Source organism: Brevundimonas sp. GW821-FHT12C05, from assembly GCF_058807475.1.
Genome location: NZ_JBXAQS010000001.1, coordinates 107,091 through 128,861 on the forward strand (window position 1 = coordinate 107,091; position 21,771 = coordinate 128,861).

Annotated in this window: 22 protein-coding genes; 8 read left to right on the forward strand and 14 right to left on the reverse strand. The window is 69.0% G+C overall.

What is annotated here, in order from left to right:
• Window positions 1-42: 42 nt before the first annotated feature.
• Window positions 43-660 carry a membrane protein YczE gene (gene yczE / locus AC1RRF_RS00430; protein WP_492831762.1) on the forward strand — a complete coding sequence of 206 codons (618 nt, stop codon included), beginning with the start codon at window positions 43-45 and terminating at the stop codon, window positions 658-660.
• On the opposite strand, the gene AC1RRF_RS00435 is transcribed toward yczE, so the two are convergent.
• Both AC1RRF_RS00435 and AC1RRF_RS00440 read right to left on the reverse strand, forming a co-directional pair.
• The gene (locus tag AC1RRF_RS00435) at window positions 635-2,266 is read right to left on the reverse strand and encodes a peptide chain release factor 3 (RefSeq protein WP_492831764.1); all 1,632 of its coding nucleotides are present in this window, start codon (window positions 2,264-2,266) and stop codon (window positions 635-637) included. The genes yczE and AC1RRF_RS00435 overlap by 26 nt on opposite strands.
• Before the next feature lie 51 nt (window positions 2,267-2,317).
• Complete coding sequence (locus AC1RRF_RS00440; protein WP_492831766.1) at window positions 2,318-3,958, reverse strand: DUF1570 domain-containing protein; 1,641 nt, start codon at window positions 3,956-3,958, stop codon at window positions 2,318-2,320.
• Between the two features lie 207 nt (window positions 3,959-4,165).
• Here AC1RRF_RS00440 and AC1RRF_RS00445 point away from each other — a divergent pair, with 207 nt between their 5' ends.
• Window positions 4,166-4,306, forward strand: coding sequence for a hypothetical protein (locus AC1RRF_RS00445; protein ID WP_492831768.1), 141 nt, complete (start codon window positions 4,166-4,168; stop codon window positions 4,304-4,306).
• Between the two features lie 6 nt (window positions 4,307-4,312).
• Here the strand turns inward: AC1RRF_RS00445 and AC1RRF_RS00450 are convergent, their stop codons facing one another.
• The 3 genes from AC1RRF_RS00450 to AC1RRF_RS00460 form a co-directional block, all read right to left on the reverse strand.
• On the reverse strand, window positions 4,313-5,860 hold the full coding sequence (locus AC1RRF_RS00450; protein ID WP_492831770.1) for a DUF1570 domain-containing protein: 1,548 nt from the start codon (window positions 5,858-5,860) through the stop codon (window positions 4,313-4,315).
• 73 nt (window positions 5,861-5,933) lie between these two features.
• Window positions 5,934-6,314 carry a hypothetical protein gene (locus tag AC1RRF_RS00455; protein WP_492831772.1) on the reverse strand — a complete coding sequence of 127 codons (381 nt, stop codon included), beginning with the start codon at window positions 6,312-6,314 and terminating at the stop codon, window positions 5,934-5,936.
• 130 nt (window positions 6,315-6,444) lie between these two features.
• Window positions 6,445-6,783, reverse strand: a complete 339-nt coding sequence (locus tag AC1RRF_RS00460) for a DUF1491 family protein (protein WP_492831774.1) — start codon at window positions 6,781-6,783, stop codon at window positions 6,445-6,447.
• 56 nt (window positions 6,784-6,839) lie between these two features.
• Here AC1RRF_RS00460 and AC1RRF_RS00465 point away from each other — a divergent pair, with 56 nt between their 5' ends.
• A complete protein-coding gene (locus AC1RRF_RS00465; RefSeq protein ID WP_492831776.1) occupies window positions 6,840-7,712 on the forward strand; it encodes a hypothetical protein in 873 nt (290 codons plus the stop codon).
• Here AC1RRF_RS00465 and AC1RRF_RS00470 read toward each other — a convergent pair.
• Entirely contained in the window at window positions 7,709-8,608 is a 900-nt protein-coding gene (locus tag AC1RRF_RS00470) for a LysR family transcriptional regulator (RefSeq protein ID WP_492831778.1), read from the reverse strand. The genes AC1RRF_RS00465 and AC1RRF_RS00470 overlap by 4 nt on opposite strands.
• Before the next feature lie 96 nt (window positions 8,609-8,704).
• Here AC1RRF_RS00470 and AC1RRF_RS00475 point away from each other — a divergent pair, with 96 nt between their 5' ends.
• The gene (locus AC1RRF_RS00475) at window positions 8,705-10,120 is read left to right on the forward strand and encodes an aldehyde dehydrogenase family protein (RefSeq protein ID WP_492831780.1); all 1,416 of its coding nucleotides are present in this window, start codon (window positions 8,705-8,707) and stop codon (window positions 10,118-10,120) included.
• Here the strand turns inward: AC1RRF_RS00475 and AC1RRF_RS00480 are convergent.
• On the reverse strand, window positions 10,117-11,247 hold the full coding sequence (locus AC1RRF_RS00480; RefSeq protein ID WP_492831782.1) for an acyl-CoA dehydrogenase family protein: 1,131 nt from the start codon (window positions 11,245-11,247) through the stop codon (window positions 10,117-10,119). The genes AC1RRF_RS00475 and AC1RRF_RS00480 overlap by 4 nt on opposite strands.
• A gap of 151 nt (window positions 11,248-11,398) precedes the next feature.
• On the opposite strand from AC1RRF_RS00480, the gene AC1RRF_RS00485 reads away from it, so the two are divergent.
• Window positions 11,399-12,100 (forward strand): winged helix-turn-helix transcriptional regulator, encoded by a 702-nt coding sequence (locus tag AC1RRF_RS00485; protein WP_492831784.1) that lies wholly within the window; start codon window positions 11,399-11,401, stop codon window positions 12,098-12,100.
• 4 nt (window positions 12,101-12,104) lie between these two features.
• Here AC1RRF_RS00485 and AC1RRF_RS00490 read toward each other — a convergent pair whose 3' ends face one another.
• Window positions 12,105-13,799 (reverse strand): sensor histidine kinase, encoded by a 1,695-nt coding sequence (locus AC1RRF_RS00490; protein ID WP_492831786.1) that lies wholly within the window; start codon window positions 13,797-13,799, stop codon window positions 12,105-12,107.
• Between the two features lie 173 nt (window positions 13,800-13,972).
• Here AC1RRF_RS00490 and AC1RRF_RS00495 point away from each other — a divergent pair, with 173 nt between their 5' ends.
• A complete protein-coding gene (locus AC1RRF_RS00495; RefSeq protein ID WP_492834115.1) occupies window positions 13,973-14,404 on the forward strand; it encodes a SufE family protein in 432 nt (143 codons plus the stop codon).
• Here the strand turns inward: AC1RRF_RS00495 and AC1RRF_RS00500 are convergent.
• The 3 genes from AC1RRF_RS00500 to AC1RRF_RS00510 form a co-directional block, all read right to left on the reverse strand.
• Window positions 14,395-14,934 carry a hypothetical protein gene (locus tag AC1RRF_RS00500; protein WP_492831788.1) on the reverse strand — a complete coding sequence of 180 codons (540 nt, stop codon included), beginning with the start codon at window positions 14,932-14,934 and terminating at the stop codon, window positions 14,395-14,397. The genes AC1RRF_RS00495 and AC1RRF_RS00500 overlap by 10 nt on opposite strands.
• A gap of 159 nt (window positions 14,935-15,093) precedes the next feature.
• On the reverse strand, window positions 15,094-15,804 hold the full coding sequence (locus AC1RRF_RS00505) for a DUF6456 domain-containing protein (RefSeq protein ID WP_492831790.1): 711 nt from the start codon (window positions 15,802-15,804) through the stop codon (window positions 15,094-15,096).
• On the reverse strand, window positions 15,801-16,157 hold the full coding sequence (locus AC1RRF_RS00510; RefSeq protein ID WP_492831792.1) for a helix-turn-helix domain-containing protein: 357 nt from the start codon (window positions 16,155-16,157) through the stop codon (window positions 15,801-15,803). Before AC1RRF_RS00510 ends, AC1RRF_RS00505 begins: the two co-directional genes overlap by 4 nt.
• Window positions 16,158-16,437: 280 nt before the next feature.
• Between AC1RRF_RS00510 and ctrA the strand changes: the two genes are divergently transcribed.
• The gene (ctrA, locus tag AC1RRF_RS00515) at window positions 16,438-17,145 is read left to right on the forward strand and encodes a response regulator transcription factor CtrA (RefSeq protein ID WP_492831794.1); all 708 of its coding nucleotides are present in this window, start codon (window positions 16,438-16,440) and stop codon (window positions 17,143-17,145) included.
• 242 nt (window positions 17,146-17,387) lie between these two features.
• Window positions 17,388-18,683 carry an OmpP1/FadL family transporter gene (locus AC1RRF_RS00520; protein WP_492831796.1) on the forward strand — a complete coding sequence of 432 codons (1,296 nt, stop codon included), beginning with the start codon at window positions 17,388-17,390 and terminating at the stop codon, window positions 18,681-18,683.
• Between the two features lie 95 nt (window positions 18,684-18,778).
• Here AC1RRF_RS00520 and AC1RRF_RS00525 read toward each other — a convergent pair whose 3' ends face one another.
• The 3 genes from AC1RRF_RS00525 to AC1RRF_RS00535 all read right to left on the reverse strand — a co-directional run bounded on the left by AC1RRF_RS00525 (window position 18,779) and on the right by AC1RRF_RS00535 (window position 21,568).
• Window positions 18,779-20,284 (reverse strand): DEAD/DEAH box helicase, encoded by a 1,506-nt coding sequence (locus tag AC1RRF_RS00525; RefSeq protein WP_492831798.1) that lies wholly within the window; start codon window positions 20,282-20,284, stop codon window positions 18,779-18,781.
• Between the two features lie 268 nt (window positions 20,285-20,552).
• Complete coding sequence (locus AC1RRF_RS00530) at window positions 20,553-20,936, reverse strand: hypothetical protein (RefSeq protein ID WP_492831800.1); 384 nt, start codon at window positions 20,934-20,936, stop codon at window positions 20,553-20,555.
• Window positions 20,933-21,568 (reverse strand): DUF1345 domain-containing protein, encoded by a 636-nt coding sequence (locus tag AC1RRF_RS00535; RefSeq protein ID WP_492831802.1) that lies wholly within the window; start codon window positions 21,566-21,568, stop codon window positions 20,933-20,935. The genes AC1RRF_RS00530 and AC1RRF_RS00535 overlap by 4 nt, the downstream gene beginning before the upstream one ends.
• Window positions 21,569-21,771 lie beyond the last annotated feature (203 nt).

Here is a 21,771-nt window from a genome sequence, read left to right on the forward strand (position 1 = left end):
AGTGGCTCTGTAAAACAAGGCCGGTTGAGCTAGGTCTGCGGGATGTTCCTGCGCCGCTTCATCCAGCTTCAGATCGGTCTGTTCCTGTTCGGGCTGTCGACCGCCCTCATGGTCCGGGCCGATCTGGGCCTGAATCCGTGGAGCGTGTTCCATCAGGGCCTCTCGGACGTGACGGGGCTGAGTCTCGGCATGGTCGTCAGCGGTGTCGGCGTCCTGGTGTTGCTGCTGTGGATCCCGCTGCGCCAGAAGCCGGGGATCGGCACCATCTGCAACGTCCTGCTGATCGGAACGGTGGCGGACCTCAGCCTGTGGATCCTGCCGCCGCTCGAGGGGCTATGGCTCAAGGGCGCGTGCCTGGTCGTCGGGGTGGTGCTGAACGCCGCCGCCACCGGGGCCTATATCGGCGCCGGGCTGGGGCCGGGACCGCGCGACGGCATCACCACCGGCCTGCTCAAGGTCACCCACTGGCCCATTCGCTGGATCCGCACGGGCGTCGAGGCCACGGTGCTGGCGCTGGGCTGGCTGATGGGCGGCACGGTCGGGGTGGGCACGATCCTGTTCGTGCTGACCACGGGGCCGCTGCTTCAGATCTTCCTGCCGATGTTCACCCGGCCCGAAACCGCCCCCGCGAGGGTCAGCCCCGTTCCTTCGTCTTCGTGAAGGCCACTTTCGGGAAGCGTTCGCCGACGTAGCCGGTCTCCCAGCTCGACTTGGCCAGGAAGACCGGGTCGCTGTCGATGTCCGTGGCCATCTGACCGCGGTACTTGCCCATGAAGTCCTCCAGGTCGGCCTTGGCTCCGCCGATCCAGCGCGCCTCGGCGTAGGGGCTGGGCTCGAAGATGACCTCCAGCCCGTATTCCTCGCCCAGGCGGTCGGCCATGACCTCGAACTGCAGCTGACCGACGGCGCCGACGATGAAGTCCGAGCCCAGCTCGGGGCGGAACAGCTGGGTCACGCCTTCCTCGGCCAGGCCCTCCAGCGCCTTCTTCAGGTGCTTGGCCTTGAGCGGATCCTTGACCCGGACGCGCTGCAGGATTTCGGGGGCGAAGTTCGGCAGGCCGGCGAAGCGGATCATGCCGCTTTCCGACAGGCTGTCGCCAACCCGCAGGACGCCGTGGTTGGGAATGCCGATCACATCGCCGGCGAAGGCGTCGTCGGCCAGTTCGCGATCCGAGGCGAAGAACATGATGGGAGCGTTCACGCTCAGCTGCTTGCCGGTGTTCTGCACCTTCAGCTTCATGCCGCGCTTGAACGAGCCCGAGGCCATGCGGAACATGGCGATCCGGTCGCGGTGGTTGGGGTCCATGTTGGCCTGGACCTTGAAGACGAAGCCGGTCACCTCGGCCGAGCCCGGCTCGACGGTCAGATCGATCGGGGCGGGGGCGTTGCGGGTCTCGGGCGGGGCGGCCTTCTGGGCCTTCATCACCTTGGGCGCCGGGGCCCATTCGCCAATGGCCCTCAGCAGTTCATCGATGCCGAAGTGGCGCAGCGCCGAACCCCACAGCACCGGGGTCATGTGGCCTTCGAGGAAAGACTGGCGGTCGAAGACAGGATAGCCGGCCTCAACCAGTTCCTGCGCCTCGATCAGGGCCTCGTGCTCGCCCGCCTCGAAATATTGCGCGGCGTCGGCCAGCGGCAGGGCCTCGGGGTGGGGCACGTCCTCGGTCGAACCGGCGGGCTTGCGGGTGTAGGGCTGGAAGCGGCCGGTGCCCATCTCGACCATGCCGCGCAGTCGGTTGCCGCTCTCGGCCGGCCACCAGATCGGGGCGGGGTCCAGCTGAAGCCGCGACGCGATCTCGTCCAGCAGGGCCATCGGGTCCTGGGCCTCGCGGTCCAGCTTGTTGATGAAGGTGATGATCGGAATGTCGCGCAGGCGGCAGACCTCGAACAGCTTCAGCGTCTGCGGCTCGATCCCCTTGGCGGCGTCCAGCACCATGATGGCGCAGTCGGCGGCGGTCAGGGTGCGATAGGTGTCTTCCGAGAAGTCCTCGTGCCCCGGCGTGTCCAGCAGGTTGAACATCTTGCCGTCGTGCTCGAACGTCATCACCGAGGCCGAGACCGAGATGCCGCGTTCCTTCTCGATCTTCATCCAGTCGGACTGGGTGCGCCGGTTCTCGCCGCGCGCCCGCACGGCGCCGGCCGCGCGGATGGCGCCGCCCGACAGCAGGATATGCTCGGTCAGCGTCGTCTTGCCGGCGTCAGGGTGCGCGATGATGGCGAAGGTCCTGCGGCGCAGGGCCTCCTGTTCGAGAGTGAGCTTCGACATGGTGGGGCGCGATAGCGCGCGCGGGCGCGTCTGTCGATGCGTCCAGCGCTGTCAGCCGGCCGGGACTGGAGCCTCGACGTTCGCTGCGGCCTCGGCCGGAGGGGCTTCGTCGGCCTGCACCGGCTGGCCCGCGGCGGTTCGCGCGGCCGCCACCAGGGCGCGGGCGCGTCGCGTCCAGCCGCCGCCGTGCGGGCTGTTGGCCACCGGAAGGGCGGTGTCGATCGCCTCGCGCGTCAAACCCTTGGTCAGGTAGGCGTCCGCCAGCCGCATCCGCATGTCGTACGACTGAGGCGCCAGGGCCACGGCGACTTCCAGTGTCGAGATGTCGTTGGCCGACGGATAGTTGCTGTCGAACCGGCGGGACTGGTTGAGACCGCCATAGATGCGGAAGTCCAGCGGCGCGACCTCCAGCGCTCGGGCCAGGTAGGTGCGGGCCTCGCGGCGATCCGCCAGAGCCTCGGCCGCGTCAGTCTTGTTCCGCGCCTGATCCATCAGCATCTCCGCGGCGAGCCGCAGCGCGATCGGATCCTGGGAGCCCGAGGCGATCAGCGGCTCCAGCACGGCGAAGGCGGCGACGGGATCTCCCTTCAGACGGAGCCCCCGGGCCTCAACCAGGGCGGCCATTCTGTCGCCGGGGTGGCGGGCGGCGCCGGCCGAGGCGTCGCGAATGAGGTTGACCCGCGCCTCGGCCCTCTCCCGGGCCTCGCGTTCGCGCCGGGCGATGACGGCGGGGGTCTCGACCTCGTCCGGATTGCCCTCTTCCACCTCGTCCTCGACGCGGGGCTCCATGGAATCCAGCCGCAGGTCCAGCCACGCCAGATCGCCCTCGGCCTCGGTCAGCCGTGTGACGGCGACCTCCGGCGTGGGCAGCTGAATCTGTGGCGTCAGCACGCTGATCGTGCCGGTCAGATAGATCCGGATATCGTTCTGAAGCTGGTCCGGCGTCCGGCCCGTGGCGGCCTGCATCGCCTCGATCGAGCCCGTGCCGCCCGCGACCGCGGCGAGATACCGCCGCAGCATCGCCTGCCGCTCGGGCGTGCTCATCAGATAGTGGGTCAGGGCCCAGGACTGGGCGTAGTAATCGAACCCGCGATAGCGGCCGGATGCGGAGATCCGCCACGTCAGCACGTCCGCAAGCGGCGCCCACTGGTTCGCCGCCTGAGTCAGCGAGTTCATGCGGCCGGGGCTGTGACGGCCGAACTGGATCCGGTCGGACCGGATCTCCGCGGTCGAATAGTATTCGGCGAAGCCCTCCACGAACCAGGACGGATAGGCGGTGGCCGCCATCTGGAACATGAAATGGTGGCCGTACTCATGGAACATCGTCTCGTCGGCCTGACGGCTGGCGGTGTTGCTCACGGCGTGGATGCGGGCGTTGTTCGGCGTGTAGTAGCCGGCCACCGTGGAAGGGATCCCAGGATAGGCCCGCTCCATGTCGCGGGCCCCGTTGGCCATGAAGATCTCCAGCTTGGGAATCTCATGGTCGACCTGGATCGGATAATAGGTTCGCAGGAAGGAGTCGAAGCGTTCGATTTTCTGCGCGTAGTTGCGGATTTCCCGCTCCGACGTGTCTCCGTAGATGATGAAATGCGCGGTTTCGGCGCGGAACCAGTCCGCCCGGGCCGGCGACGCGGCGCAGAGACAAAGGGCCGTGAACACCAGAACAAGCTGGCGCATCGTGATGATCGACATGGTGCTTCCTCCCCCACCCCTGGGCGAACCTCTCCAGCTAGCCGCAGGCGCGCTTGCAGATCAAGGTTGTTTCAGACCGCGCATCCAGGCCGACGATCTCCGCGGTGAATAACCCCTCGCCAAACGTGGCTTTTGGAGTCATCGTCCCTTCAGGCGAGACGTCCGGTCACGCAATCGGGCGCCGCCTTTGGAAACGAAGGAACGGAAATGGCCCTGCATCACCCCCTCGACGACCGTCCCGCCGCTCGCGAAGGCGGCCCGCACCCCGCTCTCTGCCTGACGCTTGGCTTCGCGGTCATCGTCGTCGGCGCGATCGTGGTGCACGTCGTCTTCAACTCCCTGATTTAGGGCGTTCTACTCCGCGGCGGGTTCCGCGACAGGATCCGCCTCTTCCTCGTCGGTCTTGGCGTCGGCTGCCATGCCCGCCTTCTCCCGCGCCTCCTGCAGGAGGTCGCGCAGTTCCGTCAGCCGGTCTCCGCCGTGGGGATTGTTCGCCAGCGGCTGAAGATAGAGGACGGCCTCCGCGTAGCGCTCGCGATGCATCATCGCTTGAGCGGCCAAATAACGCAGCGACGACACCTGGGGAGCCAGTTCCACGCCGGTGCGCAGGATGGCCAGATCATTGTCGGAAGGATAGGTCGCCGCGCCGTTACGGTTCCGCGCCAGCGCCAGATAGGTCCGGTAGTCCATCGCATCGGCGGCATAGGCGCGCGCCAGCGCCCCGCGCGCTTCGACATAGAGCGCGTCGCGTCGCGTGGAATCGCCGGCCTCGTCGGCCTTGTCGCCCGCGTCCATCAGCGCCGAGCCGAAGAACCGGAGGCTCAGCGGGTCGTCGGGGTGGCTTTCGACGATCGGCCGCATCACGGCGACGGCTTCGTCCGGCTGCTGCATGTCGAGATGGGCCTGGGCCAGCACCCGGGCGGCCAGCGGGTCGCCGGGATAGCGACCGGCGATCCGCTGGGCCTCGGCCAGATTGCCCGCGCGCAGGGTCTCGGGGACGAAGCGCGCCAGTCGCAGGTCCAGCCAGATGAGGTCGCTCTCCGCCGGGCTCAGACGCTCCACCGCCACTTCGGCCACCGGGAAGTCGTGGGCCTGCGACAGGAAGTTGATGCTGCCGGTGATGTAGCGCCGCACGTCGTCCTGCAACTGCGCCGGGGTGCGATTGATCGTGCCGTTCAGCGCTTCGACGGGATCGCGCCCGTCCATCACGGCGGTGAGGTACAAACCCAACATCTGTCGCCGTTCGGGGGTGCTCATCAGGTAGTGGGTCAGCGCCCACGATTGCGCGTAATAGAAATGGCCGCGCGAGCCGGTGTCGTACGAGCGCGACTTCAGGACCTGATCCATCGGCATCCAGCTGTTGGCGCCCATGGTCAGGGAGTTCATGCGCCCCGGATTATGCAGACCGACCCGCATGCGGCCGGGGGACAGGTCCGCCGTGGCGAAATATTCGGCGAAGCCTTCCACGAACCAGCCGGGATAAGCCCCGGTCAGGTTTTGCTGCATGTAGTGGTGGGCGTACTCATGGAAGAGGGTGTGGTCATTGTCCGGGCCCGTTCCGCCCGTCACGGCGAAGATGCGCTCCTCGCCGGGCGTGTAGAACCCGCCGACGTTGGCCGGCATATCGGGCCAAATCTTCAGCATCTCGGCCCGGCCGTCCGCCAGATAGATGGGCAGGCGCGGCGCGATCAGGTCAGAGTCTCGAGGCGGGAACCAGGTGCGCAGGAGATGGTCGAAGCGTTCGACCTTCTGCGTGTAGTTGCGCAGGGCGCCTTCGCTGGTGTCGCCGTAGACGACGAAATGCTCGCTTGTGGCCTTGCGCCATTCGGCGTGGGCCGGCGCGGCGGCCAGCATGAAACAGGTCGCGGCCAGCAGCGCGACCGCCCTCAGCACCTTCATCATCGTCGAAATCCCCCGGCTCCCCAGCTCCGGGAGCAACTCTAACGAGGGGAGCGGGCGCGATACAAGCGCGACCTTACGCCGCCAGACGCATCCAGACCGCGCGGTCGGCGGCGACGGCGTCCAGCTTGCCCTTGGTGGCGCGGGCCTTCAGCTGGCGCATGACCGGCTCGGGCAGGGCGCAGAACTGCGGCTCGACCAGATCGGGATTGCAGCCGGCCGCCGGCGCGGCGAACAGGGCGGCGTTCACGTCCGGCGAGCGGTCGTGGATCAACCAGGCCAGACGGCGCGCGCGCTGCGGGTCGGTGTGGTGCAGCAGCGGGTCTTCGGCGAACAGCTCGCAGCCGAGCTCCAGCACATAGTCCAGATCCAGCGCTTCGAACCGGCGCGCGTCGACGGCCGTGACCGGGCAGGCCTCGTCCAGATCAAACACCACGTCGTTCAGAAGAAACAGCATCCGGAAACACCCACCATCACGCCGGGCTCATCTGGCCCGTTGAAGGTGACCCTAAAGCCCTCCGCTTGAGGTTCCGTGTGCGAACGCGGTTAAGGATTTCGCACCGGCGGCGGGGGCGTTAACCGGTCGCTCAGGACGATTCCCCCGCCACCTTCTCGGTGATGAAATGCCGGCCCTGCCGATCCTCGATCTCGACGATCCAGAGGTCGGGATCGTATCTGATCTGCCGCTGGAGATAGTCGTCCAGCTCGCTCTCGAATTCGCTTTCGACCGGCTGCATCCACAGCCGTTCGCCGTCGGGACCGAAGGCTTCACTATAGAGTCTGGCGCGACGGTTGGAGGTGTCGAACACCTTGACGATCACCGTGCCCGCGCGCGCGTCGCCCTTGCGCGCGACGGTGGCGAAACCCCCGCCGATCTCGGCGCGGCGGATGAGGGCGGACACCCAGACATCGCTTGAAAGAAGCAAATCGCTAACCCTGCTCGGACACCGGACCTGAACGCTCGATGCGTAGGGTGCGGGGCATGACGATACGGCAGAACGCCCCGAAGACCCAGCCGCGCATCGTGACGGCCTTGCTGGTTGCAGCGACCCTGTTCGCGCCCGGCGCCGCCTTCGCCGGTCCGGCCGACACCTATTATGAGCGCGCCTTCGTGGTCGCCGCCGACGCCCGCTGCGACCTGTTCCAACCCCATATCGGACGCGCCCTGGTCGCCGCCACCGCCCAGGCGCGTGGGGCGGCCCTGCGTTCCGGCGCCGCCGCCGCGGATCTGACCGATGCGGCCTACCGCGCCCGCGCTCGCGCCGGCGCCGTCTCCTGCCGCGATCCCCAGCTGACGGTGGTGAAGAGCCGCGTCGATGGCGCGTTCGAGGGCTGGGCCCGCACGCCGCGCATGACCTTCCCCGGCGACCGGCTGGACTGGATCGCCAACCGCACGGGCTACGCCCGTCCGACCTGGCGCCTGCAGCAGGCCTCGATGGTCGGCGCTTCGCCGGTCACCTTCGGCTACGCGGGCAAGGGCGACGAGGCCGCCCTGACCGCCGTGGTCAGCTGGTACGGCCGCCCACGCCCCACCGCCGCCCGGCTGGTCTTCCGTGATCCGGCCAAGGCGCCGCGGCCTTGGCTGGCCGGAAACAACCTGATCCCGGCCTCGGCCCGGGCCAGCCTGTGGGCGTCAGAGGTCTCCGCCGCCGATCCCATGCTGTTGTCGGCGGGCAAGCGCGCGGGCGAGGCCTGGCGGTTCGCACCCTTCGCCGCCGACGCCCTGGACCGGCTGGACCCGCGCGAGGCCTTCGCCATCGAGTTCCACTTCCGCGACGGCAGCGTGGCCACCGTGCCGTTCGAGGCTGGCGACTTCGCCGCCGGCCGCGCCTTCCTGGCCATGGGCAGTCTCTAGGCCGTTCGGGCGTACTCGCGCGCCAGGTCGATGAAGGCCCGCAGCTTGGCCGGGGCGTGCCGCCGTCCGGGATAGTAGAGCTGCAGCCCCGGATAGGACGGCGTCCAGTCGTCCAGGACCTGCACCAGCCGTCCGGCCCGGATGTCGTCGAGCACCGAGGCTTCGGTCAGATAGACCAGCCCGACCCCCGCCAGGGCCGCCTCTCGGATCAGGCCCGCATCGTCCAGCGTCAGATCGCCGGGCACGTCGATGGTCACCACCTGGCCGCGCTTCTCGAACTCCCAGTGATAGACCTTTCCCGACGCCATGCGGGCGCGCACGGCGCGGTGGTCTTTCAGGTCCGACGGCGAGCGGGGCGGGACGCGGCCCTCGAAATAGGCGGGCGCGCCCACGACGATGGAGCGGATGGTCGGGATCACCGTCACCGCGGTCATGTCGACGGGCACGACCTCGGCCAATCGGAAACCGGCGTCGAACCCGCCGGCGACGATGTCGACCAAGGCGTTGTCGGTGACCACTTCGACCTGGGTGTCCGGATAACGGCGCAGGTACTCCAGGATCAGCGGTCTCAGCAGCAGTTGCGCCGCGCCCAGCGCCGCGTTGAGCCGCAGCAGCCCTGTGGGCCGGTCGCGATGCTCGTCCACGTTCTCCATCGCGCCGTGGATGGCGCCCAGGGCCGGGGCCACCTGTGCGATGAACTGTTCGCCGGCCGAGGACAGGGACACGCTGCGGGTCGTCCGGTTGAACAGCCGCACGCCCAGCCGCGCCTCCAGCGCCGCCACCGCATGGCTGAGCGCCGAGGGGGACATGCCCATGTCCAGCGCCGCCGCGCGGAACCCGCCACGCCGCGCCACCGCCACCACGGCTTCCAGCTCGGTCAGGCCGGTGCGATTCATTGTGTGATTATGCTCATCAGTGCGTGCCGATTTGTACGGCTTATAGCCGGAAATGCGCGGGACTACATCGGCTCCGTCAACGACAGGAGCTTCCCCATGCGCACCCTTGAACAGATCTACATCGACGGCGCTTTCGTCACCCCGCACGGCGACGAGCTGTTCGACCTGCACAACCCGGCGACCGAGGCCGTGATCGGCCGCGTCCGGCTGGGCGACGTGATTGACGCCCGCGCCGCCGTCGCCGCCGCGAAGCGCGCCCTTCCGGCCTGGGCCGCGACCACCAAGGATGAGCGCATCGCCGTTCTGCATCGCCTGCACGACGCCATGGCCGCCCGCCAGGCCGATCTGCTGGCCGCCATCGTCGAGGAGTACGGCGCGCCGGCGGCCCGGCTGGAATGGATGGCGAGCATGGCCGCCGGCGCCTTCCTCGAGGCCGCCCAGACGCTGGAGACCTATGACTTCCACCAGACCATCGGCCGCGCCGAGGTGGTGATGCAGCCGCTGGGCGTCGTCGCCGCCATCACCCCCTGGAACAGCAACGCCAGCTTCATCTGCGGCAAGATGGCGACCGCCATCGCCGCCGGCTGCACCGTCGTCATCAAGCCCAGCGAGATGAGCGCCCTGCAGACCCAGGTGGTCATGGAAGCCCTGCACGAGGCGGGCGCCCCGGCGGGCCTGTTCAACATCGTCACCGGCCGCGGCGACGTCGTGGGCGCCGAGTTCTCCAGCCACCGCGACGTGGCCAAGGTGACCTTCACCGGCTCCACCGCCGTCGGCCGCACCATCCTGCGCGCCGCCTCCGAGACCCTGAAGCGCGTCACGCTGGAACTGGGCGGCAAGAGTCCGCAGATCGTGCTGGACGACGCCGACCTCGATGCGGTCCTACCGGCGATCGTCGGCGCCGGCTTCATGAACAGCGGCCAGGCCTGCGTCGCGGGCACCCGCGTCCTGGTCCCCGAAAGCCGGATGGCGGAGTTCCTGCCCAAGCTGAAGGCCGCCGTCGAGGCGGTTCGGGTCGGCGATCCCAATGACGCCGCCACCGACATCGGTCCGATGGTCAGCCAGCGCCAGTACGAGCGGGTGCAGGGCTACATCCGCCTGGGGCTGGAGGAGGGCGCGACCCTGTTGACCGGCGGCGAGGGCCGCCCCGAGGGGCTGGAGCGCGGCTGGTTCGTCCGCCCCACCGTCTTCGTCGACGCCACCAACGACATGCGGGTGGCGCGCGAGGAGATCTTCGGTCCCGTGCTGGCGGTCATCGCCTACGCCGACGAGGAGGAGGCGGTCCGGATCGCCAATGACACCGACTACGGCCTGCAGGCCTATGTCCTGTCGTCCGACCTCGACCGCGCCCGCCGCGTCGCCGCCCGGATCGAGGCCGGCCGCGTCCACATCAACGGCGCCCCGCACGAGCCGCAGGCGCCCTTCGGCGGCTTCAAACAGTCCGGCATCGGCCGCGAACGCGGCGTCTTCGGACTGGAGGCGCACATGGAGCCCAAGGCGGTTCTCGCCTAGCCGTCGATGTCCCAGCCGAGCGCCAGGCGGCCGTTGTAGCGCAGCTGGGGCGTCTCCTGCAGGGGATGGAAGCGGGCCGCCTGCACATCGCGGAAGGCCCGTTCCAGTCCCGTGCTGCGGTAGAAGGCCGCTCCGCCGGCGGCCTCCATGGCCTTCTCCACGGTCTCGATCGCGCCCTTGGCCAGCAGCGTCCGGGCGGACATGGCCCGGCCCGTCGCCTCGGGTCCCGGCGCACCGGTTTCAGCGTTCTGGACCATCCGCTCCCACGCCATCTCGGTCAGGGCGAAGGCGTTCTCCATCGCGCCGACGACGATAGGCAGGGTCGGGTCTTCGGGGCGTTTGCGGGCGATCTCCAGGGCGCGGGCCCGTGCGCCTTCCGCGACCCCGACGTAGGCGGAATAGATCAGGGCGAAGGCGATCATGCTGATGATGTGGAACAGCGGGTGCCAGGGCCCCGCGGGCCGTCGTCCCGACACCGCCGCCTCCGGCACGAACACCTCGGTCAGCACGATGTCGTTGGACCCCGTGCCCCGCATCCCCAGCGTCTTCCAGGTGTCGAGGATGCTCACGCCCTCGGCCTTCAGAGATACGCCGAAATGCAGAACGGTCGGGCCGCCTTCGGGATCGTTCCAGACCGCGCTGGTCATCAGCAGGTCGCCGCCCAGGCAGCCGCTGGAAAAGGGCTTGCGCGCCGTGACCCGGAAACCGCCGTCGACCTTCACCGCCGCCCCGCCGCTGGCCAGCCAGTCCGAACCGCCGCTGGACACCAGCACCAGATCCTCCGCCGCCACCCGCTTCAGCAGCCCCTCGGTCGGCGCGCCCTGATGCGCGTGTCGCCACGCCGCCACCGCCACCAGATGGCTGTGCATGGCGAAGGCCAGGGCGGTCGAGCCGCAGCTCGCGCCCAGCCGGCGGATCACCCGGCACAGGTCGGTCACCGTCGCCCCGCCGCCGCCGAAGTCCACGGGGACCAGGGCCTTGAACAGGCCCTCGGCTTTCAGGCGCGCATAGGCGTCGGCGACGAAGCTGTCGTCGTCGTCGTGGCGGGCGGCCTCGGCGGCGATGGCGGCGGCCACGCGGTCGGCGCGGGCCAGCCAGTCTTCGGAGGTGGAGATCGGGGTCGTCATGGGGCGTCCTTGCTGCACGTTGTCGCTCGAACGGCGATATGACGGAGCTCCTCCGCGCGCAGCCAGTTCAGGAACTGAACCGGCCCGGTACAGAAACTGAACTGGAGCCCTGCCGGCCCCAAGCGTAACATCGGAATGTGGGAGGTCGCGAATGTCCGAAACGCGCAGTTATCGCCAGTTCTGTCCGGTCGCCATGGCCGCCGAGATCCTGTGTTCGCGCTGGACCATCGTCCTGCTGAGGGAGCTGGTGGCGGGAACGACCCGCTTCAACGACCTGCGGCGCGGGGTGCCGCGGATGTCGCCCGGCCTGCTGTCGCAGCGGCTCAAGGATCTGGAGGCGGCGGGGGTGGTGCGGCGGTCCGCGTCCCGTTCCGACCCTGCGGTCTTCGAATATGAGCTGACCGACGCGGGCCGGGAACTCGGCCCCCTCGTCGAGGCCTTCGGCGTATGGGGGCAGCGCTGGATCGAAAGCGACGTCTCGCTGCAGCAACTGGATGCCCAGCTGCTGATGTGGGACATGCGCCGCCAACTGGACCTGACGCCCCTGCCGCGCCGCCGCAGCGTTATCCATTTCCAGTATCCGGAGCAGCCGAAGGAACGCGCCTGGTGGCTGCTGGTCGAGCCGGAGCAGGCCGAGGTCGATCTCTGCTCCGTCGATCCGGGCTTCGACGTCGATCTCTATGTGGTCTGCGACCTGCGGACCATGACGGCCATCTGGATGGGCCTGGACACGGTCCCCGCCGCCCGGGCGAGCGGGCGGCTGATGCTGACGGGCGATGCGGACCTGATGGCCGACATGCAGACCTGGCTCGGCCTCAGCCCCTTCTCGCGCACCGAGCGGATGGTGGCCTGAGCGCTCAGCCGCCGTTCGCCACCGGCAGGGGGATGATCTCGGCGCCGCCCTCCGGCGCGGGCGCCCGCGCCACCAGGGCCACCGGCATCCGCACCGTCACCGCCGTGCCTTCCCCCAGGGTGCTCTCGATGCTCATCCGGCCGCCGTGCAGTTCGGTGAAGGCGCGGACCAGCGACAGGCCCAGGCCGGTGCCCTGGCGCCGCTGCTCGGGCGCGCCGGCCTGTTCGAACGGGCGGCCCAGGCGTTTGACGTCTTCCGGGGCGATGCCGACGCCGGTGTCGGCGACGATGATCTCCAGGTAGGGGCCGACCGCCTCGACCGTGACGGTGACGGCGCCGCCCTCGGGGGTGAATTTCACCGCATTGGACAGCAGGTTCAGCGCGACCTGTTTCAGGGCGCGGCGGTCGGCCGAGACCTCGACCGCATCGGCGGGCAGGACGCCGGACAGGTTGACGCCCTTGTCCTCGGCGTTGACCCGGACCAGGGCCATGGCGTCCGACACCACCTCGCGGGCGTCGAATTTCTCGACGGTCAGGGTGTAGCGTTCGGCCTCGATCTTGGAGACGTCCAGCAGGTCGTTGATCAGGTCCAGCAGGTGGCCGCCGGCCTGGTGGATGTTGTCGGCGTATTCGGCGTAACGGTCGGGGATCGGCCCGAACAGGCGCTGGCGCATGATGTCCGAGAAGCCCAGCACGGCGTTCAGCGGCGTGCGCAGCTCATGGCTCATATTGGCCAGGAAGCGGGTCTTGCCCTGTTCGCGCGCCTCGGCCTCGTTGCGCGCCACTTCCAGTCCGAGTTCGCGGGCGTACTGGGCCGTGGCGTCGAACACCTGGGCGATCACGCGCGGGCCCGTCGAAGGATCCTCCAGCCGGCGGATGACCAGCTGGATCCGGCGATCCAGCGCCATGCGCGGGGCCAGGGTGGCGGAGCCCTCCAGCCCCGCCGCCGCCCGGGCCAGCGCGGCCAGCAGGCGGGGACGGTCGGGGGCGTGGATCGCGGCCACCAGCCCCTGCTCGAACAGGGGATCGACCGGCAGGGACGGCGGCGGCGCGCCATAGGCGGCCACGACGCGGCCCGAGGGTTCCAGGATCAGGGTCAGGCCGGGCTGGGCCGCCATCAGGGCCTCGACCCGGCGCACCTCGGCTTCGGCCGTGGCCATGCGTTGCTCGCGCTGCCGCCACGACAGGCGCACGGCCAGCGCCGCCGCCGCCGCGGTCAGCACCGCCGACAGGGCCGCCAGCGCGGGCAGGTGAGGGCCGGGGCCGCCCAGCATCCAGCTGGTCGCCAGCCCGGCCAGCGCCGCGACGCCGACGCCCAGGGCGCCGACCTGCACCGGGCGCGGACCGCCCAGGGCGATGCCCGCCGTCAGGGGCAGGAAGACGAAGCCGGCCAATGGACCCGTCAGGCCGCCCGACAGGGCCGCCGTGGTCGCCGCGGCCATGCCCCAGACGCCCAGCAGGATCATCCGCTCGCGCATGCCGTCGCGCTGCAGCAGGTTCAGGCCGATCAGGCCCGGCACGATCATGGCCAGGACGCTGTAGAAGATCGGGCCTTCGACGCCGCCGATCCAGCGCGCGCCCAGCGCCAGCAGGGCCGCGGCCACGGCCCAGCCGGCGTGCCACGCGGCCAGGGCCGCGCGGTCGCTGCCCCCGGCGCGGGGGGCGCTTTCGGCCGGCTCGGGTCTGGAGCTGCTGTTCAAGGGCGGGCGAAATGGGAGGAATGGCGACAATACCGACGGCCAGCCTAGCCGCCCGCTTGAGTCGTCCAAAGTCCGCACCCTTATGAGGCGACTGCCTGAAAGGCCGTCCGGACCGATTTCGGGGGATGACCGGCGTGGTTGTCGTTAACGCGGCATCGGCCTATCTGCCCCCGATGACCACCCCGCCGCCCCCCATCGACGCCGTCCTCGCCGAACTGATCGAGGAGTTCGACCTGCTCGGCGACTGGGAAGGCCGCATCGAATACGTCATCGACCTGGGCAAGGATCTGGCCCCCCTGCCGGACGCCGATCGGGTCGAGGCCAACAAGGTGCCGGGCTGCGCCGCGCAGGTCTGGCTGGCCGTGCGTCACGAAGGCGATCGGCTGGTCTTCCTAGCCGACAGCGACAGCGCCATCAGCAAGGGCAACATCGCCTTGCTGCTGAAGCTCTATTCGAACCGCGCGCCGGCCGAGATCCTGGGCTTCGACGCCCGGGCGGCGCTGGATCGGCTGGGTCTGCCCTCGGCCCTGACGCGTCAGCGCGCCAACGGGCTGAACAGCATGGTCGGCCGCATCAGGGACGCGGCGGCCTCGGTTCAGAAATAGAGGCCGCGGATCGTCAGGGCGGGGCGTTCGCCGTTGTCCTCGACGACGCGCACTTCCAGCCGGCGCTCGTCAGGGTTCCGGACGCGCCGGTCCCACTGGTTCGGGGCGGTCTGGTCGGTGGTCCAGTACTGCTCGTTGCGGAACGCCCGGCGGCCCAGGTCGGCCAGCTCGCGGGCGCTGGCCCGGGTCGAGGACAGGGTGCAGGTCACGGCGTAGGCCTCGACGTCGCCGACCGGGACGGAGCCCTCCTCGAGACGCACCCGCCAGGCGCCGTCCTGCGACACCAGATTGATCTCGGAGGCATACTCCTCAAGCACCTGGCCCCGCTCGTTCGCGGGACGGCGGAACTGCAGGTCGCGAGCGGCGCGGATGGCCTTTTCGAAGCTCTTGGACCGGTTGGCGTATGGCAGGCAGACGTCATCCAGAATCTGAGCCGTGAGGTGCTGTTGCGCCATCGCCGGCGTCGCCGGTGCGGCGGTCATGCCGAGGATCAGCCCCGCCGCAAGGCTGGATGCCAGTACTGTTTTCACGCCACTTCCCCCGACAAGCCCGGCGCCGGTGAGAGCGACGCCTTAAAAACGCGGACGCGCCCCTTTCGGAGCGCGTCACGGGGGCCACCCTAGGACCGATGTTCGTCGGACAAAAGTTACCAGCTTGTAAGGTTCGGCGCTTCTGTCGCGGTTCGGCGATCACGCCAGCCGGTAGTGCCGGGCCAGCGCGGCCAGTCCCTGCTTGAGCATCGCCTTGCCCGTGCGACGGCGCAGGCCCAGCGCCTGTTCGGCGGCCTGCAACGGCGTCGCCTCGATGCAAATCGTCCGCACCATCGTCCGGGCCGGGCCGCAGGCGGCCAGCGCCGCCTCCACCCGGCGGGCCGCCGCCAGCGCCGCGTCGCCCGGCTCATGCCGCCGTGCGCCGCCGCCTGACCGGGAGCGGGGCGGGGCGTCCCAGCGCATGGTCAGGCCGGGTCCGCGCAGCGCCGCTTCGGCCTCCAGTCCCAGCTGTTCCGCCGCCGCGATCTCCGTCCGGCTCAGCCAGGGGCGGCCGTCCGCATCGGCCCGGCCCGCCAGCCAGGCGACGGGCGAAACCGTCAGATTGGCCCTCAGCGCGGTCGGGCCCCCGGCCTCCATGATCGTGCGCAGTCCCTCGGTCACGCCCGGCCGACCCGCGGTGGAGGCGGGCAGGGCGATCGCCCCGCGCGCCGTCCAGCCGCCGCCGTCGCGGGTCTTCAGTCCCGGCGTTTCGGCCAGGGCGCGGAACTCGGTCTCGTCGAGCGTCAGCATCACGCGCGCCCGCCGGTCCCGCCCTGTCCGCAACGCGTAGCCGCCGGGGACCGCCTCCAGCCACCCGTCCGGCAGGGCCAACAGCCGCCGCGCCCGCTCCAGCCTGTGTCCGCCGCTCATACCGGCAGCTCGCAGCGCGGCGCGTCCAGCAGGTCGCGGACCGCCCGTTCCAGCCGGTTCAGCAGATCGTCCAGCCAGGGTCGATCCCGTTCGTCCTCGGCCCAGCGGCAAGCCTGCGCCGCCGTCGCCCGGTTCATGCCGAAGGCGTGGCCCACCCGCTCGATCGGCCAGCCGAAGGTCACATGCGCCAGATACATGGCCAGCCAGCGCGCCCGGCACGCCTGCCCGCTCCGGCGCACCCCGCCGCTCATCGTGTCGACCGGCACGCCGGTGGCGGCGGCCACCATCTGCAACGCCAGTCCCGCCCTCAGCCGGTCCCCGCCCGTCGCGGGGGTTCGATAAAGGTCCTCCATTGTCCCATCTCCATGCTCGTCATGGGCCGGTCTGATCGCCGGCCTTGGAGTAGGACTATATTCCTGCGACACGTCGGAAATGGACGTATGGGCGGCGCCTTCGAAAAAAGTTCGGCTGCTTGACTCGCGACTCTCGACGGCGATTCGCAAATCAGCCTAGATTCGCCGTTAACCACTCGTGTTAACCCTTCTTAAGGTTTTGAAGGATTAACGTTCGAACAAGGTTACCCGGAAACGGTACCAATACATTTACGGCCAAGCTCTGCCTGGAGGGGCACTCATGCGCGTCCTGCTAATCGAAGATGATCACGCGACGGCGCAAAGCATCGAGCTGATGCTGAAGTCGGAAGGCTTCAACGTCTACACGACGGACCTCGGCGAAGAAGGCATCGATCTGGGCAAGATCTATGACTACGACCTGATCCTGCTCGACCTGAACCTCCCGGACATGAACGGCCTGGAAGTGCTGCGCCAGCTGCGCGTCGGCAAGGTCAACACGCCGGTGATGATCCTGTCGGGCACCTCGGAAATCGAGACCAAGGTGAAGACCTTCGGCGGCGGCGCCGATGACTACATGACCAAGCCCTTCCACAAGGACGAGCTGATCGCGCGCACCCACGCCGTGGTCCGTCGTTCCAAGGGCCACGCCCAGGCGATCATCCACACCGGCGAGATCGCCGTGAACCTGGACGCCAAGACGGTCGAGGTGAACAGCCACCGCGTTCACCTGACGGGCAAGGAATACCAGATGCTGGAGCTCCTCTCCCTGCGTAAGGGCACGACCCTGACCAAGGAGATGTTCCTGAACCACCTGTACGGCGGCATGGACGAGCCCGAGCTGAAGATCATCGACGTCTTCATCTGCAAGCTGCGCAAGAAGCTGGCCACGGCCGCGGGCGGCAAACACTACATCGAGACCGTCTGGGGCCGCGGCTACGTCCTGCGCGACCCGGCCGAAGGCATCCAGCCGGCGTCCGCCGCCGCCTGATCCCTTCAGGGAAGACACGACGGAAAATCAGACGCCCGCCGGATCGCTCCGGCGGGCGTTCTGCTGTCTGGCGCAGACCTGCGAAAGACGCTGTTCACCGACCAGGTGAACATTGATCACATTGCTGCGACAAAACCTTCAATCCGTTGCAGCCAAAGGACCGGACGCGCATTCCCACCGTGCCTCCCCGGCATAGTTATGGAAACGCCGCCCTCCCCCCGGGCCTCCGAAAGTAAAAAGTAATGACCCCCACCAAGTCGCTGTTCACCGGCGTGGCTCTGGCCACGCTGGCTTTGGCCGTCGCCGCTCCGGCCGCGGCCCAATCCTACTATCTGCAGGAGCAAGCCGCCCGCGGCGCCGGTCGCGCCTATTCCGGCGAAGCCGCCGACACCGGCGTCGCCTCCCTGTGGTGGAACCCCGCCGCCATCGCCCGCAGCGGCCGTGAAGTGACCGTCGGCCTGCACGCCGTGGCGGTCAATTCCGAGGTCCGCGACGCCGGCTCCAGCCTGACCTATCCGGGCGGCGTCACCGTCCCGGTCTCCGGCACGAGCCCGGCGTCCAGCCCGATCGAGAGCGGCATCGTTCCGAACTTCGCCATCGCCACCCCGATCGGCGACCGGTTCGCCGTCGGCCTCAGCGTCGCCGCCCCCTACAACTTCACCACCAAGTACGAGCCGGACTCGTTCGCCCGCTACGACGCCCTGACGTCCGAGCTGCGCTCGGCCAACATCAGCCTGGTCGGCGCCATGCGCGTCACCGACTGGCTGGACGTCGGCGTCGGCTTCGACGCCCAGTATGTGAAGGCCAAGCTGACCTCGGCCCTGCCGAACCTGTCGCCTGCCCTGCCGGACGGCTTCTCCTCGTTGGAAGGCGACGGCTGGGACTATGGCTGGAACGTCGGCGCCCAGGGCCATTTCGGCAAGCTGGACCTCGGTCTGAGCTACCGCTCGGCCATCGAACATGAGCTGGACGGCGATGTGGTCATCTCCGGCCTGCTCGGCCCGCTCGCCGGCGCCAACACCAGCGCTTCGGGCGTGGCGGGCTTCAGCACCCCGTCCTACATCGCCGCCTCGGCCCGTTATGCGGTCAACGATCGCCTGACCTTGAACGCCCAGGTCAACCGCATCGGCTGGTCCGAGTTCGACGCCATCGAGGTCGCCTATCCGACCGGCGGCCAGACCATCCGCCTGGACTACAAGGATGTCACCACCGCCGCGGTCGGCTTCGACTACGTCGCCACCGACAAGCTCACCTTCCGTGGCGGCCTCGGCTACACCCCGACCCCGACCCGCGAGAACGAGCGCACGGCCCGTATCCCGGACTCGGATCGCTGGCTGATCTCGGGCGGCCTGACGGCCAAGGCCACGGACCGGATGTCGGTCGACTTCGGCCTGACCTACATCGCCTTCCAGGACGGCGACGCCCACAGCGACCGGACCCAGTATCCGGGCACGCCGGCCGCGACCCTGTCCAGCCTGCGCGGCACGACCGAGGGCTACGGCCTGGTCTGGTCGCTCGGCACCCGCATGGCCTTCTGATCCAGGCTGTTCATCGGGCCGCTGACCGGCCTTGATGCAAAAACGCCCGCCGGAGCGATCCGGCGGGCGTTCTGCCTTGTCTCAGGTCGTCTGGCCTATGCCTTGGCGGCGTAACCCTTGCCGCCGTTCGACGGCTTGCGGCGACGCGGACGGCGCTTCATCTCGCCGACCGGCTTGGGCTCGTTGGACGACGGGGCCGAGGAGTGGCGCGGGTCGTTGTTGGTGTTGCGCGGCCGGTCGCGGGCCATCGGGTCGAAGGCGCGTTCCGGGGTCGGACGGGCGTCGCGGCCGGGGCCGGCCTTGCGGACGCGGTGAGGTTGCCCGCCGCCTTCCAGCTTGACGCCGTCGCGGCGCGGATTGCGCGGGCCGCGCTGCTGCTGGCGGTCGCCGCGGCCGTCGTCGGGCATCGTCGCCTTGGACTTCACGCCCGAGGCGATGATCGACTGGTCCAGCAGGGCCAGCGACTTGTCGTTGCGGCGGTCGCTCGACGGGATCTTCTGGCGGGTCACCTTCTCGATGTCGCGCAGCAGCTTCATCTCGTCGCCGGCGACGAAGCTGATGGCCGAACCGTCCTTGCCCGCGCGGGCCGTCCGGCCGATGCGGTGCACATAGGCTTCCGGCACGTGCGGCAGCTCGAAGTTCAGCACGTGCGAGACGCCGTCCACGTCGATGCCGCGCGCGGCGATGTCGGTGGCGACCAGCACGCGCAGCTTGCCGGCCTTGAAGGCGGCCAGGGTGCGCTCACGCTGCGGCTGGGACTTGTTGCCGTGGATGGCGCCGGACTCGACGCCGCCGGCTTCCAGATAGGCCGCGACCTTGTCGGCGCCGTGCTTGGTCTTGGTGAAGACCAGGCAGCGCGTGTACTCGGGGTCCGAGAACATCTCGGTCAGCAGGGCGCGCTTGCGGCCTTGCTCGATGTGGATGACCGACTGGTTGATGCGCTCGACCGTCGTGGCCTGCGGCGTCACCTGGACCTTGACCGGATCCTTCAGCAGCTCGCCGGCCAGCTTGCCGATCTCCGACGGCATGGTGGCCGAGAAGAACAGGTTCTGGCGCTTGGCCGGGATGCGCGACACGATCTGGCGGATCGGCTTGATGAAGCCCAGGTCCAGCATCTGGTCGGCTTCGTCCAGGACGAAGATCTCGGTCGCGGACAGGTCCAGGTTCTTCTGCTGGATATGATCCAGCAGGCGGCCCGGGGCGGCGACCAGGATGTCCAGGCCTTGGTTCAGCGAGCGTTCCTGCCCGCCGTACTTCACGCCGCCGAAGATCACGGCGACGCGGAAGCCCAGGTGCTTGCCGTAGGCCTTGAAGCTTTCGCCGATCTGGGTGGCCAGTTCGCGCGTCGGGCTCAGCACCAGGCAACGCGTGGTGCGGGGCAGGGGGGCGACGCGGTTGGCGGCCAGGCGATGCAGGATCGGCAGGGCGAAGGCGGCGGTCTTGCCGGTGCCCGTCTGGGCGATGCCCAGCAGGTCGCGGCCGGCCATGACGTCCGGGATGGCCTTCTGCTGGATCGGGGTCGGCGTGGTGTAGCCTTCCGAGGTCAGCGCCTGCAGCAGGGCCGGATTCAGGCCCATGGATTCAAAGGTGTTGTTGCTCACGGAGCGGTTTCTTTCGCATGCGGCGACGCGCATCAGCCATGGCTCGAAAGCCGTAAGGGCCGCGCACCGCCAGTCCCGATAAGGGTCTCAAGGTGAGACCTTCGGGGTGGATCGGGCGCCGCCCCGCGTGTCCGGGCAGCGAATGAACTTGAGGAGCCGGCGGCTGCTACAGTCAGGTCTTCGGGGAGGAAGACCCACACGCGCTGGAGACGCCGGAGATCGCAAATGGTGCGATGCAGCAGGCAAATGGCCCGCAAAGGTGTTCAAGTCAAGGCGTGGCGGCCAGCGCCTCTGAGACGGTGAGCAGGCGCCAGTCGATATCGAAGACGTCCGCCCGGGCGGCAGCGGCGGCGATCTGGATGACGTACAGGTCCACGTAATCGCCCAACATGGTAGCGTGCGAGAAGACGAGGGCGCCGGGATGTCCGCCGCGCACCTCCCTGAATTCCTGGTAGCGCCGCAGGCGCCGGCGCGGGTGACCGCTCGCGCGAACGGTGACCTCAAGCACGGCCGATACCGAACCCGGAAGGCGTTCCTGCCAATCGGCGATCAGCGCGATGTTTCGCGTCTGAACCCGTTTGACCAGCCCGTCGAAGTCTAAGGACGGTGGCGCGCGACGTCTGACCCTATCGAGCAGGGCTTCGAAATTCACTGCCCGCCCCCCAGCAGCCCCACCGCCATATTGACCGTCAGGGCCACCACCACGGTGTTGAAGACGAAGGCCGCCAGGCTGTGCACGGTCGAGGTGCGGCGCACGCCCCGGTCGGTGATCTGCACGTCCGCGGTCTGCGAGGCGACGCCGATGATCAGCGAGAAATGCAGGAAGTCCCAGTAGTCGGGCTCCGGGTCGTCGCCGGGGAACAGCAGGCCGCCGCGGTCGCCCTTGTCGCCCGCCGAATAGAAGACGTGGGCGTAGTGGAAGGCGAAGATCACGTGCACGAACAGCCACGACAGCACGACCGTCGTCAGGGCCAACACCGCCGATCCGCCGCCGCCCTGCGCCGCTTCCCCGACCACCACGACCACGCTCGCCACCGCCGCGATCAGGGCCAGCGGCAGGATGGCGGGACCCGCTTCGTCCAGCGCCGAGGCGCGCTTGCGGATCGCATCGGCCGAGCGGGTGCGGATCACCTTCACGGCGCTTTCGATCAGGAACAGGCCGACGCCGATGTCCCAGGCCAGCGCGATCCGCGACAGCCAGCCTCCGGACAGGGGCCACAGAACGCCCGAGGCCGCGATCAGGATCAGTACGGCGAGAGGCCAGTGGAGGCGGAGCCAGGTCATGGGGACACTGCATCACCTCTCCATTCCCCATACAAGGCGATGAGGAGGCGGGACGCGTCCGTTCCTGACGCACCGGCGTGCGAAGATGGGCGATCTCGCACCGCATCCTGTTTTTCGTTGTTTCCGATCCGCACGAGTTTGGCGCTCTTCGCACTCGTTTTTTCCGGGTGCGAAATCCCTTCGCATCCGCGAAATGGCCCTCG